10 protein-coding genes are annotated in these 16,277 nt (G+C 33.2%); 9 read left to right on the forward strand and 1 reads right to left on the reverse strand.

Annotation, left to right across the window (positions count from 1 at the left end):
- Positions 1-62: 62 nt before the first annotated feature.
- A complete protein-coding gene (locus ABGB03_RS03240) occupies positions 63-791 on the reverse strand; it encodes a nitroreductase family protein (protein WP_347924793.1) in 729 nt (242 codons plus the stop codon).
- Between the two features lie 127 nt (positions 792-918).
- Between ABGB03_RS03240 and ABGB03_RS03245 the strand changes: the two genes are divergently transcribed.
- The 9 genes from ABGB03_RS03245 to ABGB03_RS03285 all read left to right on the forward strand — a co-directional run bounded on the left by ABGB03_RS03245 (position 919) and on the right by ABGB03_RS03285 (position 16,267).
- Positions 919-1,419, forward strand: a complete 501-nt coding sequence (locus ABGB03_RS03245) for a sigma-70 family RNA polymerase sigma factor (RefSeq protein WP_347924794.1) — start codon at positions 919-921, stop codon at positions 1,417-1,419.
- A 54-nt stretch (positions 1,420-1,473) separates the two neighbouring features.
- On the forward strand, positions 1,474-2,445 hold the full coding sequence (locus ABGB03_RS03250; protein WP_347924796.1) for a FecR domain-containing protein: 972 nt from the start codon (positions 1,474-1,476) through the stop codon (positions 2,443-2,445).
- 199 nt (positions 2,446-2,644) lie between these two features.
- Positions 2,645-5,239 (forward strand): TonB-dependent receptor, encoded by a 2,595-nt coding sequence (locus ABGB03_RS03255; protein ID WP_347924798.1) that lies wholly within the window; start codon positions 2,645-2,647, stop codon positions 5,237-5,239.
- Between the two features lie 4 nt (positions 5,240-5,243).
- Positions 5,244-6,080 (forward strand): DUF4249 family protein, encoded by an 837-nt coding sequence (locus ABGB03_RS03260; RefSeq protein ID WP_347924799.1) that lies wholly within the window; start codon positions 5,244-5,246, stop codon positions 6,078-6,080.
- A 99-nt stretch (positions 6,081-6,179) separates the two neighbouring features.
- On the forward strand, positions 6,180-7,058 hold the full coding sequence (locus tag ABGB03_RS03265) for an MBL fold metallo-hydrolase (protein WP_347924801.1): 879 nt from the start codon (positions 6,180-6,182) through the stop codon (positions 7,056-7,058).
- A gap of 478 nt (positions 7,059-7,536) precedes the next feature.
- On the forward strand, positions 7,537-11,154 hold the full coding sequence (locus ABGB03_RS03270; RefSeq protein WP_347924802.1) for a hypothetical protein: 3,618 nt from the start codon (positions 7,537-7,539) through the stop codon (positions 11,152-11,154).
- Between the two features lie 80 nt (positions 11,155-11,234).
- Positions 11,235-11,642, forward strand: a complete 408-nt coding sequence (locus tag ABGB03_RS03275) for a lipocalin family protein (protein ID WP_347924804.1) — start codon at positions 11,235-11,237, stop codon at positions 11,640-11,642.
- Positions 11,643-11,655: 13 nt separating this feature from the next.
- Positions 11,656-12,744 (forward strand): DUF6443 domain-containing protein, encoded by a 1,089-nt coding sequence (locus tag ABGB03_RS03280; RefSeq protein WP_347924806.1) that lies wholly within the window; start codon positions 11,656-11,658, stop codon positions 12,742-12,744.
- Positions 12,719-16,267, forward strand: coding sequence for an RHS repeat-associated core domain-containing protein (locus tag ABGB03_RS03285; RefSeq protein ID WP_347924807.1), 3,549 nt, complete (start codon positions 12,719-12,721; stop codon positions 16,265-16,267). The genes ABGB03_RS03280 and ABGB03_RS03285 overlap by 26 nt, the downstream gene beginning before the upstream one ends.
- Positions 16,268-16,277: the final 10 nt, after the last annotated feature.

Below are 16,277 nucleotides of genomic sequence, written 5' to 3' on the forward strand. Positions count from 1 at the left end.
GATTAAATACAAATAATTTCGATAAAAAGTTCATTATGAGTGAAATAAAATATTTTTTTGTATTAAATAACTTTATAAACTTCCTCAAAAGGGACTCTAAATCTTGAGCCATATATGCCTTTGTCATCACGTAAACCACAACCTATTACCATATTTATTTCAGCGCTCCAAGGTATTCCTAATATACGTTTTACTCTAAGTGTGTCACTTCCTTCCATTGGACATGTATCATAACCAATAGCAGCCATACTTATCATAAAATTTTGTGCAGCCAATCCAGCACTTTTATGTGCTACAATACGCATGTCACTTAATCTGGCTTGCCTGTAAATAGGACGAAACAGACCAATAACCTGAAAGACTAAATATTTTAATAAGCCAAAAACCCCCAAAAAATCAAAATAGGTTATTGGCATTACTTTTTGGTAATAATTTAGCGCCATCTTTTTTCTATTAACTAGACGCTTATCTAAATCGGGTTTATCAAACGCTTTATTTAGAAAGTCAATATTTGCTTTGCATCGTTTACGCCATAAATCTTTTCTTGCCACAACCACCACCAATTGCTGCGATGTTTTTGCAGCATTTTGATTAAAACAAGCAGTAGCTAATTTTTCAATAATAACCTTATTAGTTATATGATAAAATTCCCAAAGCTGCAAGTTGCTACTTGTAGGAGCCAATACTGCATTTTTAATACATTGCTTTATTTTATTTGTGTCTATTGGCTCATTTTTATAAACTCTACATGAACGTCTATATGCAATAGCTTCTGAAACGGTTTTTTCCATTGGATTGATTTGTGATAAAGATAAGGATTAGATGAAAAACTCATAAATAATTTTAGTTACTTTAGCTTTTGTAACGCAATCATAAAATAATAGAGTCTTACCAAAAATTAGAATAAGAAGCATATTAATGAAACTTACTAAAGAAGATTTTTTTTCAGCTTTATTCGATAAATACTATAAAAGATTATTTAATTATTCTTTTAAACTTACCAAACAAAGAGACCTCGCAGAAGAAATAGTTCAAGAAACATTTATTGTTCTTTGGAAAAAAATGGATAGTATTAGTAATGATGATCGCTCTATAGAATCCTATCTAATTACAACGCTTAAGAATAAAATAATAGATTTTTATAGGAAAAATGCAACAAAAGAAAAGCATATAAACTTATATACCCTTAATAAATCTTTTGAAACTGTAATTGATAATGAGTGGGAATTGCAGAAAAAAATAGACTTTGTATATTCTTCGTTACAAGAAAAAACAGCTGAAATATTCAAGCTATCCCGAGAAAAAGGACTTACCTACCCAGAAATTTCTAAAGCAAAAAACATCTCTATTAAAACTGTTGAAGCTCATATTTCTAAGGCTTTACTAGCATTTAGAAATGGACTAAAAGATTACCTGTAAATTTAAAATAGGGTAAAACTATTTGAGGAACGTCTTATAGTTAAATGCCTTATTATGGAGCAGTATCAAATAAAAGAATCAGACATTTGGGCTTATATCTCAGGGAATGCAGATATAACTACAGTTAACAATGTAGAAAAATGGATTAAATCTAGTAAATATGATGAACAGCTATTTAATAAAATAGTTGCCATATACGAATCTACAGAAGCGAAAACTTCCCAAGTGGACATCGATGTTGCTAAGCAACGCTTTTTTACTACTATAAGTAATGAAGAAAAAAACACTTTTTCTTGGAAAAGCATTTTTAAATATGCAGCAGTAATAGCCTTAATAATAACTACTGCTACTTTTACATACCAAAGTTTTTCTAATAATGATTTAGTAAATATTCAGACAGCTTATAGTGAGCATAAACAAATAGATCTTCCAGATGGATCGGTTGTTTGGTTAAATTCTTCAAGTGAAATTAGTTATAATGAAAAATCACCAAGAACTATTAAGCTTATAGGAGAAGCCTTTTTTGAAGTAGCAAAGAATAAAGATTATCCGTTTACAGTTGAAACACTAGATAATGTTATTGTAAAGGCTTTGGGCACAAGTTTTAATGTTAATGCTTATCAATCCAATTCTTATACAGAAACTACTTTATTTACTGGTAAAGTTGAGGTAAGTGCAGAAAATTATTTTGACAAAAAAATAATATTGTTACCAAATGATCAAGTTAAAATAATGAAAGAAAATGGTGATATAAGTAATTCTAAAACGGATAATTTGAAAACCACTTTAGCATGGAAGAATGGTCAAATTGAGTTTAATAACAAACCATTTGTTGATATAGCTAGCGATTTATCAAATCAATACAACATACAATTACGTTTTGAAAATGATGACATAGCACTTTCAAAATTTACAGGCTCCTTTAAAAACTCAACACCAATAAGAGAAATTTTAGACATTTTAAAAATTTCAAAAGAGTTCGAATATAAACTAAATCAAGAAACAAATGAGTGGATAATTAAATAAAAAAAAGTGGGAAAACGGCAATTTTCCCACTATGTGTCAATAGATTCCAATCGCTTAAAATTAGTACTAATTAACAACATTCAAATTTATGAAAATAAAACCATATGCAACGCTTGTTCCCACAATAACGTTGAGTAATAAAAGTATTTTATTAATGAAGCTTACCAGTGTAATTTATCTTTTTTGTTGCCTTCAGCTAATGGCACTAGATGCAGCTTCTCAAAATACAGTATCGCTAAATTACGATAGTGTTTCATTAGAAGAAATAATAAATCAAGTAGAATCGCAAACTAAATTTAAGTTCATTTTTAATAATGACGAAATTAATATACAGCAGAAGTTTAGCATTCGTAGCTCCAAAGAAAAAGTTGTAAGTGTCTTAAATAGGCTATTACAAACCACAAATATTACATATGTAATAAAAGACAAGTTTATAGTGCTTTCAAGAAAAGACATAAGAAAAAAATTTACTATTAGTGGAAATGTCACAGATGCAGTCACAGGAGAAAGTTTAATTAATGCCAATATTATTGTTAAAAATCAATCAAGAGGTGTAAATACTAATTCTTATGGGTTTTATTCTTTAACATTAGAAGAAGGAGATTATATATTACAAATTTCCTATTTAGGATATACTTATAAAGAAATTGATATTAGTTTGTCTAATAATATTACTCTTAATATTGAGTTAGAACCTACTTCTAGTCAACTCGATGAAATAGTGATTACAAATAATAGTAATAGTAAAGTTAGTACTGTTATTAGTGGTGTTTCAGATTTAAAAGTATCAGAAATAAAACGAATTCCTGCATTTTTAGGTGAACCAGATATTGTAAGAGCCCTTTTAACGCTACCTGGCATTAGTACTGTTGGTGAAGGAGCTTCAGGTATTAATGTTAGAGGTGGTAATATAGACCAAAACCTTATGCTTTTAGATGAAGCGCCTATATATAATCCAACACATGTATTTGGATTGTTTTCGAGTTTAAATGCCGATGCGTTAAGTGAACTTAAAATTTACAAAGGAGGTATTCCTGCTAGATATGGAGGTAGAGCATCATCAGTTATAGATATAAAGCAGCGTGAAGGGAATAGTAAAGAACTTAAAGGAGAAGGAGGTATAGGGTTGTTGTTTTCCCGATTAACTTTAGAAGGCCCAATAAAGAAAGATAAACTAAGTTTTTTAGTGTCTGGTAGACGTTCTTATTTTGATATTTTTTTTCCAATAATTGGAGGTGAATTAAAAGGTCAAAAATTATCTTTTTATGATTTGTCAACTAAATTATCATGGAATATCAACGATAAAAATAAAGTATACCTCTCTGGTTATTTTGGTAAGGATGTTTTAAAATTTGGAATTGATGAGGATGATAGCGAAACAGGTGAAAAATCTACCGAAACAACTGATGTGAAATGGAATAACGCCACAGCTACTTTACGATGGAATCATATATTTTCTAATAAGTTGTTTATGAATCTTTCAGCAGTTTATGGTAGATATAATTACAATTTAGAAAGTAGTGATGGAGGACCGTTGGACTCTTTCTATAGTATAAAATGGAGATCTTCTATAGATAACATTCTATTAAAACCAGATTTCACATATTATATAAATCCTAATGTAAAAATGAGGTTTGGAGCGAACACTACTTTATACAAATTTATACCTGCTAAAATTACAAGTGAAGATGAAGGAATCAATACAGTAAATATTGAGGCAGAAAGAGGATTAGAGCTGGCTCCATATATAGAATATGAAATGAAGAAAAATAGGTTTTCATTAAATGCAGGCTTGAGATATTCTTGGTTTGGTAATTTTGGAGCAAATAGTGTGTATAGCTATAATCCTAACTTTCCTAAAAATCCTAATTCTGTTATTAATACTAAAATGTATGACAAAGGAGAACTTATTAAAAGCTACGAAGGATTTGAACCTCGTATTTCTTTAAAATATAACCTAAAAGATAATGCTGCAATAAAACTGGGTTATAATAAAATGTTTCAATACATACATTATTTATCAAATACCACAGCTTCTTTTCCTTTTGATGTGTGGAAAATATCTGGGGAACATATAAAGCCCTTAGAAGTACATCAAATATCTGCTGGATATGCTTATGATACTCCAAACAACGACTATAATTTTAATGTGGAAGGTTACTATAAAACTTTTAAAAATATTATAGAGTATAAAAATGGCGCAGATTTATTTATAAATAAGTATGTCGAGACACAATTGTTACCTGCTGAAGGGTATTCTTACGGGGCTGAATTTAGCGTTTACAAAAATATTGGAAAACTAAAAGGAAATGCAAATTACACCTATTCTGTAACTAGGCGAAAAACCAATAGTGAATTTCTTACAGAAAATATAAATGATGGAAATTATTATCCTTCAAATTATGATAGACCACATGTTTTAAATGTAACAACAAACTATAGTTTAAATAAAAAATGGAATATGGATGTATTTTTTACTTACCAAACTGGTAGACCGACTACCGAGGCTACAGGACGTTTAATATTTGATGGTAGTCCTTACTTAACATATTCCGATAGAAATGCTTATAGATTGCCAGATACACATAGAATGGACGTTTCGTTTACTTATACTCCTACACCTAAATTAGATAAAAAATGGCGAGGAAGCTGGTCTTTTGGAGTGTATAATGTGTATGCACGAAAAAATGCATTTACTTCTTTTTCAATCTTTAGGAATAACAAATTAAAGAATTATAATTTTTATTTAATTGGAGCGCCAGTTCCTTTTATAACCTACAACTTTAAATTTTAATCACATGAAACAATCATATAATATAATAGTTACTCTAGTTTGTCTTTTCTTTTTTTCTGGATGTTTAAAAGAAGCTGATATAGAAGCAGAGTTTGAACCACAAGTGTTTATTTATGGGTATTTAATTGATAACACAGATTATATAAAAGTAACTGTACAACGTACAGTTCCTGTAAATGTAACCACAGTAGATGCTATAGAAGATGCTACAATATCTTTATATACTGAAGATGTAAATAGTAACATTACTTTAGTTACAGATGATTTTGTTTACGCAAACGAAGGTGATTATTATAGTAACGACACCGTTACAGGTATAGTAGGGAATAAATATTGGATAGAAGTGGTTTTAACAGATGGTACTACTTATGAATCTGAACACGAAACATTAAAGCCTCCAGTTGAAATAATAGACATTAGAAAAGAAGGTAATTTTTCGCAGGTAGTATTTAGTGACCCTCCAGGAGAATCTAATTTCTATATAGTAGATTATAATTTTTACGAAGGTAGTAATCGTATAGCAAGACGTTTTGAATTATCTAATGATAATCTATTTGATGGCAATGGAAATGCTTTTATTGAAACCGAATATATAGAAGGCAATGGTATTGGTATTAGTTTAAATAACCTTAACTATTTAACCTATCAATTCTATGTAACCTCTTTTGATCAATATGACAATCAAGTTGATTTTGGTAGTACAGAAACCGTTGATGCTTTTTTAATATTTAGTAAACCACCTGTAAATTTAATAGGAAATATTAAAAACAAAACAACAAATAGAACAGCATTAGGCTTTTTTGGAGTATTTAGCTCCGATTATGCCGAAGCAATTTTTTAAATTAGCAATATGAAACATCCATAACTATAATTTTGATACCTAAGGAAATGATTAAATGGATGTCGCATGTGACAGTAGAAAAACAATAAATATAAACACATGAAAATAAAAATGATTAAGTTTATAAGTGCTGTAATTCTATTAGTAATATCTTGCTCTAGTGATGACAAACAAGCTGAAGTAGATAAAAAAATCACGATAGATTCTAGCTGGTATAATGTTAAAAACATAAATGCAGAAACATATAGTTTTGAAGAACCAAATAGCTCTCAAGGAAACGTTAGTTATTTGCTTGTTGGAACCAGTAAGGCATTGATGTTTGATACAGGTTCAGGAGAAAATCAACCTGTAAATGGTTATAAAATTAAGACAGTTATAGATCAAATAACCCAACTGCCGACGACACTTTTATTATCACATTTTCATTTTGACCATAACCAGAATATTTCAGAGTTTGACAATGTTGGTTTTCCAGATATACCTTTTTTAAGAGAAGGAGTTGACGAAAATGATATATATACATTTACTAGCGAAGAGTTGTTCTCAGGAGATTATCCGTCCCAAGTACAAGTTGATGAGTGGCTACCTGTTAACACCGATATTGATTTAGGAAACAGAATTATACAATTAGTTAATATACCAGGGCATACAAAAGAGTCTATAGCAATTATAGATAAAACTAATAAGTTAGCATTTTTAGGAGATTATCTCTATAACGGCTCATTGTTTTTATTTGATAATGAGGATGTAGATAAGTATAAAACTTCAATTGACTACCTTATTTCTATTTTAGGAAATGATTATAGGTTATTTGGCGCCCATGGTTTGCCAGAAATAGCTTTTAGCAAACTAAATACACTAAAAAACTTTTTAATATGCATTCAAAACGAAAACTGCGAACCAACAGCGACTACAGTTTGGGGTTATGATGTTTTATTGTACGAATTCGAAAATTTGAATATGGTAGTTTTTCAATAATAAAAATTAAAATTAATAGAAATAGCAGAAAGCCTATAATTATAATTATAGGCTTTCTGCTATAATTGTAGTTACGAGTATTAAATATTATATATTTTCTTATTTCTCTATATAGGAATATAATTAATTAAAGCGAAATAGTCTGTAAATATCTGTAAATAAAGGTTTTTTCGTCTATTAAGTATGATTTTTAAATTATTTAGTTAGCTTAATAGTTTACGAATAAAAGCATTTGCCTTACATTTTATAAGCTAATAACCTTACTTAAAGTAATGTAAAAGCTATTTAATTAGTTGAAAATAGCATTATCTACCTTATAAAAAGAAGCAAAATAGCTTAGTATTTCTAAGTTAAAACCTCACTCAAATCTCAAGATTTCTTCTAAACTTTATAGCTCCTCAAATTGATATTGAAAGATAGGATTAATAGTACCATTCTTCTTCAAACATTTTTATAAACTATTTAAATAGAGCACTCTATGAAAACACGAGCATTTAAACTCCAGAGAATTTTTCTCTATGGAACTATTTTTTTATTAAGCTTTAAGGTAAGTGCCCAAGAGCTACCAAAGATCATCCCGCCATCCCCAACGGCATATGAGATGACAAAACAGGGTTTTATCCCTGTAGGATTGCTAACAGGAACACCAAATGTTAATGTTCCTATTTATACGTTTAGCACACCAAATATTACGGTACCAATTTCTTTAAACTATAGTTCAAGCGGTATTAAAGTAGACCAATTAACATCTAATGTTGGATTAGGTTGGAGCTTAAGTTCTGGTGGCGTAATTTCTAGAATAGTAAGAGGAAAAGAGGATGAGAATTATGTTTTAGAAGAACCCATAGATGAAATAATGAAAGCAGATTTAGGTTCCTTTGGATATTTACAGGATGACTCAACAAGTGGAACACCAACCACATTTCCACAAGACTTAGATCCATATATCGCACAATATTTATACGATTTAGGAAATGATGAAGATGTAGATGGTCAGAGTGATTTGTTTTCTTATAGTTTTCCTGGCTATTCAGGAAAAATAGTAATTAATGCAGAAGGAAAAGTTTATACACTGCCACATTCTAATTTAAAAGTTGAAGCTTATCAAGAGTTTAGTTCAAGTGCAGTTAGTTTAGGAACAGGATTTATTATTACAACGCCAGAAGGTGTAGTCTATAGCTTTTTGGATACTGAAACTTCCATCGGTCGTTCTTATGTATCTGGATCCCCAACAGGTCCCGATGTAGAGCATGTCACGGCATGGTATCTATCAAAGATCGAACATCCAGCAGGGGATATTGTTAATTTTGTTTACGAAAATTTAGCTTCCGGATACCATTATCTATATAGTACAGGGGAATCACACTCTTATGAAATTCCAGAGGGGCATCCTGTATCCCCTCCTGGAAACTTACCTGGGGCAAGTGGCATTATAAAAACTAGGAATGATGTCAGGATTTATCCCAAAAGATTGACAGAGATCAACAGTAATTTTAATAATGGAAAAATAGTATTTGATAATTCAACAGGACATCCAACCATTTCCAATTATAAGTTGGTAAATAAAGTAACAATCAAGGATCCTTCAAATACAACTATTGAAGAATTCGATTTTAATTATTTGACGACCAATAACGACCGAATATTCTTGACAAGTGTTGAATTAAGTGAAGCTACAAACAAGTATACGTTTACATATGATAACCCTAGTAGTTTACCAGAAAGATTAAATTATGGACAAGATTATTGGGGATATTACAATGGAAACAATAATCTATCTTTATTACCAGAGATAGATGGAACAACAGATATTTTCGAACCGTATATTTCTTCCAGTATTGCCGATAGGACTTTGGATGCCACAAAATCCAAGTATGGGTTGTTGACTAAAGTCACCTATCCAACCAAGGGCTTCACTGAAATTGAATATGAGTCCAATTCTTACTACGGCCCTTCTACGTCAAGTTCCACAACCACAGTGACATTGAATATATCTACGAACCATACCGATGACGATACCTTTACAATGCCAAGTTTGGGTGGTCAACCATCGGTTGAAGCAGGGCTTAACTTTGATGTGGAAAAATATGTGGACGTGCCCAATGGCTGTGAGGACTATCCATCCCATAAAGTAGCCGCAAAAATAAAACTCACAGATCTGACTTCCAGTACCGTAGTCTATGAGAATACTTATACCGAAGGCAATGGTTCTACAAATTTCAGCGTCAAGGTGGACCTTTTAGCCAGTCATCAGTATAAGCTTGAACTGTTAAACGATATCCAAGGGAATACTTATGGGGATTGGTGTGTGGATGCCAATGCTCAATTAAAGTATAGTGTGGACACGAATAATTTTACTAATATCCTTACAGGTGGAAATAGGGTGAAATCCATGAAAAACTATACATCCACAGGAAACCTTGCTGGTCATAAGAGATATTATTATGGAAAGAAGGAAAGTGTCAGCACATCCTCTGGAGATGCAAAGAAAGAAGGGGTTGGCTTTGTGTCCCAAAACATCAAACAGGAAATAGGTCCATCACCGACTTACAATTTTTACCAAAAAAAGTACAATGTCCTTAGATCTTCCAGTAATTTCCCAATCGTAAACTCAGGGAGTTCCAATGTGTATTACAAATATGTCACCATCAGTGAAGGAGGCGATAGCTTTGAAAATGGTGGAGAGGAACATGAGTTTACCATCCATAGGGATTACCATGGTGAAATACTCACGGGCCAAGCAGATCTAATTATTCCCAATTTTACCAATTTTGGATGGGATAACGGTTTGGAAAAGAAAGTGACTTATTTTAAAGACAATGGTAGTGTCAAGACCACTTTAAAGGAGGTTATAAACACCTACACTTTAGATTCTATAGTAGGAGAGGTCAATAATTATTATGTAGCTCCTTACTACAATTTAGTGGGCACATTACCGGATCAACCAACTTATAAATGTACTTCAGCAGATACCACAAAGCAAATAGACTTTTGGCAATGCCAAAGCACTAATCATAAACATAGAATTAATGACGGAAGCTTTTTAGGTTATACTAGTTTTTATGGTTCAGGATCTTATGGCCCTTTGATGGTTGGCAACTATAGATGCAGACATAGCAACGCAAATAATCAAAAAGCAATGACCAGGGATCATGCCTGTTATGGACTAAACGCTGACGATATAGTTAGCTACCCAGAGCTCATAGCCAATCTAAACGTGATGAAGTACAAATCCCTATCACATTGGTATTATAAATCACAAAACAAGGATGTGACTTACGATTTGAATGGACAAAACCCAATAGAGACCGTTACGACATATAATTATGACAACTTTGATCATTTGATGCTTACCAGTACTGAAACCACCAATAGTAGTGGCGAGGTACTTAAAACAAAAACCTATTATCCTGATGATGTTTCTGGAGCCACATCTTTAGAGTTTGATAATTTATCTACTCCTGAGTTAACAGCGATCGATTCGTTAAAGGCGCAATACAAGATTGGAGCACCGCTTCAAGTGGAATCTTATAAAGACAATGTATTGCTATCCGCACAGCGGACCAACTATAAAGATTGGGGTGCAAATGCTAGTAGTTCTTGGAATCTTATTTTACCAGAATATGTCCAAACCTTGAAAGGCACAAACAGTTTAGAGAATCGAGTACAATATCATGACTATGATGATTATGGCAAACCACTAAACATTTCCAAAACCCAAGGGACAGAGATCTATTACATATGGGGGTATAACGATACAAAACCCATAGCAAAGATTGAAAACTTCACGGCTTCCCAGGCAAGCTCTATTTCAAGTTTGATTACTGCTGCTGTTAATGCTTCCAATAGTGATAGTGGAGGAACAGGAAGTGACGGAGCATTAAGAACAGCACTGAATAGCATCAGAAATAATTCGGCACTGAACAATGCACTTATGACCTCCTTTACCTATGATCCAATGGTTGGAGTAACCAGTGTTACAGACCCAAGAGGCGATACAGTCTATTATGAATATGACCAGTACAATAGACTTGAGTACATAAAGGATAAGAATGGAAAAATACTAAGTCAAACACAATACAACTATAAACAATAACAATCATGATACTTACATCACTTAAATACATAAAGTACCCAATACTAATACTAAGAACACTTTCCATACTAGTACTATGCATGGGTCTAACAGGAAATGCACAAAACAATAATAATGATGACAAGCTTATTGGGACATGGGTCTTGGATTATAACAAGACCCTCAACAATATAAAACAAGAGGCTAAACAATACTACGACGGTATGACAATTGACAGAAAACAGAGTCTACAGAATTCCTTTAATCAGCGCAAGATGATCTTTGAAGCTGATGGAAACTATACTTTGGTTATCAACTCAGAACGTCAGGTCACTGGAACGTGGGATTTAAAGCAGGATGACATCACCCTTGAATTAGTAGCAGGAGGTAGAACGATTACTCATAGTATTGGGAATCTCAGTAATCAGAATCTGGAGCTCCACTTGGAGAAAAGTACAGAGGCCAAGCAACTATTGGGCACATGGTATTTAGATAAGGTGTCCAACTAAAAACTAGCATAAGATGAAACATATACTAAATAAACAAATAAAATCACTTATTCTAGTGTGCATACTTAGCTGGATGAGTGGAACGATAGACCTACAAGCGCAAACAACAATTTATGGTCCTTCTACAGCTAATGTCAATGATGTGGATTATTATAGTGTGAATATTAATGATGATATTTTCCATTATACTTGGACAGTGTATGGAGGAACCAAATCAAGCATACAGGAACAATCAGTAACTGTGACTTGGACATCTTCAGGTAGTAACTCTGTTGAGTATGATGCAGAGGGAGATTGGGATGCCTATTATGGTTCAAAGACGGTAACAGTAAGTAGTCCTCCAGCCACCCCGCCCATGCCTACAATAACCAATAACTGTGGGAACACAGTACTTACAAGAACCACACCGCCAAGTGGAGAGACCTATTATTGGCAAAGTAGTAGTTCAGGTACCAGTATAGGTAATTCATCCGTCTCAGTGACAAGAACCACTGGAACTGTATACTATTTACGTTCCAAGAAAGGAAGTGTTTGGAGTTCAGCAAGGACAATTACTTATAGTATCACGCAAGGAACTATTTATTATGAAGATGCAGATGGTGATACCTTTGGAGATCCAAATGTTACTACCATTAGTTGTACAGGAACTCCTGCTGGCTATGTTACAAATAGTAGTGATTCATGTCCAGAGAACGCTGGACCAGCGGCCAATAATGGATGTCCACTTGTAAATGCTTCCCCTGATGAAAACTATATATATACAATAGTGCCTCAAATTGAGGTGACAAGCATAAGTAGCATTACAAATGACGACAATGCCATTAGAAATATCCAATATTTTGATGGATTAGGAAGAGCAAAACAAAGTATAGCTATTCAAGCAGGAAATGACCAAAAAGATATTGTCACCCATATCGGTTATGATGCTATAGGAAGACAAAAAAAGGAGTTTCTGCCTTATGCTTCAGATAATTTTGCAGGACGAATAAACCCTAATGCTTCAACCGATACTCAGGAGTATTATGACTTGGCTAAATATGAGAGTGATTTTCCAAGTATAACCCAGAGTAACATCAATGCCTTTTCAGAAGAAGGAATTTGAAGCCTCACCACTTAATAGGGTGTTAAAGCAAGCTGCTCCAGGAAAAGATTGGAAACTAGGAAATGGTCATGAAATAGAGTTTGATTATGGTTCAAATACATCAACAGAAGTACGTAAGTATTCTGTTAGTACAAGTTTTGCTAATAATACCTACACGCCTACCTTAAATGGAGGTACAAGTTATTATGCTGCTGGAAAACTGTTTAAAACAGTGACTAAAGATGAAAATCATGATGGGACAACATCAAAACTAGACACCACTGAAGAGTTTAAAGATAAACAAGGCAGAGTCATTTTAAAACGTACTTATGGGGAATCAGATTTAAACAGGGATGGTGATGTGTTGGATGCTGGTGAAAGTTCAGCGCAACACGATACGTATTACGTCTATGATAATTTTGGAAATCTAACCTATGTGTTGCCACCATTATCAGATGCTAATACCAATAAACCAACCTCTACCGAGTTAAATGATCTATGTTACCAATACAAATACGACCATAGAAACAGGCTTATAGAAAAAAAGATCCCAGGCAAAGGTTGGGAGTATATTGTGTATGATGAATTAGATAGACCAGTTATGACACAGGATGCTGTTCAACAACCAAACAAAGAATGGCTGGTAACCAAATATGATAAGTTGGGAAGAGTTGCATATACTGGGCTGTATACACATAGTTCTACAGTATCAGCGCAACATACCATGCAATCACATTTTAATACGCAGAATAATTTAGACACAGAACTTTATGAAGAAAGAAAAGGAAGTACGGTAGATTATGATGATAGTTATTACTCAAATAATAACTTTCCTAGCTCAGGTTTAGAATTGTTAACCATTAATTATTATGATGACTATAGTTTTGATTTAGCTGGATCTGCTCAACCTGAAAGTATCACACATGCCTACAGTGTATCACTAACTACTAATGTTAAAAGTTTGGCTACTGGATCTAAAGTAAAGGTATTGGATGTCTCACCAGATAAATGGATTTCCTCAGTAATGTATTATGATGATAAGGCACGTCCAGTGTACACATATTCTAAAAATGCGTATTTAAATACAACTGATATTGTACAGAGTGATTTAGATTTTGTTGGAAAAGCATTAGAGGTGAAAACCACCCATAAAAAAACTGGAGAAACAGATTTAGTGACTATGGAAACCTTTACGTATGACCATGCTGGTCGTGTAACTAAACAAACCCATAAAATTAATTCTGGTGCGGAAGAAGTTATTGCAGAAAACATCTATGACGAATTGGGACAATTAACAACCAAAGAAGTTGGGAATACAGTGAGCAATCCACTTCAAACAGTTAATTATACCTATAATGTTAGAGGCTGGTTAAAGCAAATTAATAATCCCGCTTCTTTGGGTACAGACTTGTTTGGGTTTAAAATTAATTACAATACTCAAGATCATGGAGGGACAGTACTCTATAATGGAAATATCTCTGAAACGGAATGGAAAACGGCGAATACCGATAGTAATTTAAAATGGTATAAGTATGATTATGATGCGCTTAATAGACTTACTAGCGCCACTAGTATTTCAAGCAATTATCATTTAGACAAAGTAGTCTATGATCTTAATGGAAATATTACCAAATTAAAAAGACAAGGGCATATTGTTGCTAACCCAGTAGCTACAAATAGTTCCCATTTTAATACTATGGATGATCTGGTGTATACTTATAATACCAATAGCAACCAGCTTAAAAAAGTACTTGATAATGGAAATGATACATATGGGTTTAAAGATGGTAGTGATACTACCACAGAGTACACGTATGACGCCAATGGCAACATGCTAACTGATGCTAATAAGGGTATTTCATCGAATATTTCCTATAACCACTTAAATTTACCAACACTTGTGACCTTATCTTCAGGGAATATTTCTTACATTTATGATGCCACTGGCGTAAAATTAAAGAAAACGGTGAGTACTGGTGCTACAACTAAATATGCTGGAAACTATATCTATGAGGATAGTGGTAGCGGTGATGTGTTAAAATTCTTTAACCACTCAGAAGGCTATGTAGAACCTGATGGCTCTGGTGGGTATAACTATGTATACCAATATAAAGACCATTTAGGGAATATTAGATTGAGTTATAAGGAAGATACTTCGGTTACTGAAGTGTCTGTGAATGAGGATTTTGCTTCAAGTACTAGTGGTTGGTCAACTCCTACTTCAAGTGGAGCTGGTATAAACAATACTAATGAAGAGCTAAACCTTACTTTAGTAAATAGATGGACTAGTACTAGTAAATATTTGACTATTACCCCTAATGTTCCTATTCATATAGAATTTGATTTTAAAAATGGTACAATGGACAAACCTGTATTTCTTGTGAGAGAACAGATTAATGGGGTTTGGGAACCTGGTGGAGACAGAGATATAATATGGGATGTCCAAGATGGACATCACGTATTAGACTTAACGCTCACAGGAGATTTTATTAGATTGTATTTTGAGAAAGGTACTGGGAATGACAATGGAACTGCTACCTCCTGTTATATAGATAACTTTAAGGTTACTCAAAATGGTCTTGAAATACAAGAAGAAAACAACTACTATCCTTTTGGGCTCAAACACAAAGGTTACAATAACGTAATAAATGGCACAGAACATCCTTATAAGTATAATGGTGTTGAGTTAAATGAGAATTTAGGGCTTAATATTTATGAAACTTATGCAAGAGGTTATGACCCTGCTATTGGGAGATTTTTACAAATAGACCCTTTGGGAGAGTTAATTAATCAAATAGATAAAACACCCTATAATTTTGCTTGGAACAATCCTATTGCTTTTAATGACCCTGATGGTTTATGTCCAGATTGTCCAGACCCAGCTAATGCGACAGAGGGTCAAATTTACACTATTGATAATGGCAGTGAATATATATTTAACGGTACAGAATGGGAAAGGCATACTGTTGAAGAATTAGATGAAGTGGTAGTAGTTGCACCTTCTGGGAGTTCAGAAGAAGATTCTTCTAACACCACAAGTGAAGCAAATGCAGGAACAGTTAGTGCAGTTGTTGCTACTGGAATTATTTTAAGTGAAGTGTCGACATCTGTAACACTTCCATCTGCTACAGCCGTAGGAGGTGCTGCTGCAACAGGAGGTGTTGTTACTGGGTTTTTAGGAGTTACTGTTGGGCCACTTTTATATATGTCGTATATGTATCCTAATGGAATTACTGGACCAACTTACGATCAATTAAGGGCTGATCCATTTTTTCCAATAACAACACAAGATCCAAAAAATTATCCATCTCAACCTTCAAGTATCACAGCTCCTCCAAATTTAACTCCTCCAGCTTATCAACCATTGACAGCGGAAGAGTTATTGACAGTCTCTGCTTATATTAATCAAATGGCAGCGGAGCATAGAAAAAGGAGAGGCAGTAAGAAGAAGACAAATGACAAGCACACAAAAAGACGACCAGGAGGGGATGAAAAAAAGAAAAAACCAAGAAAAAGAGGCAAAAAATGGAAACCTCGCAAATAAAAAAGATAAA

It is taken from the genome of Pontimicrobium sp. SW4, from assembly GCF_039954625.1.
In the GTDB taxonomy this organism is placed as follows: domain Bacteria; phylum Bacteroidota; class Bacteroidia; order Flavobacteriales; family Flavobacteriaceae; genus Pontimicrobium.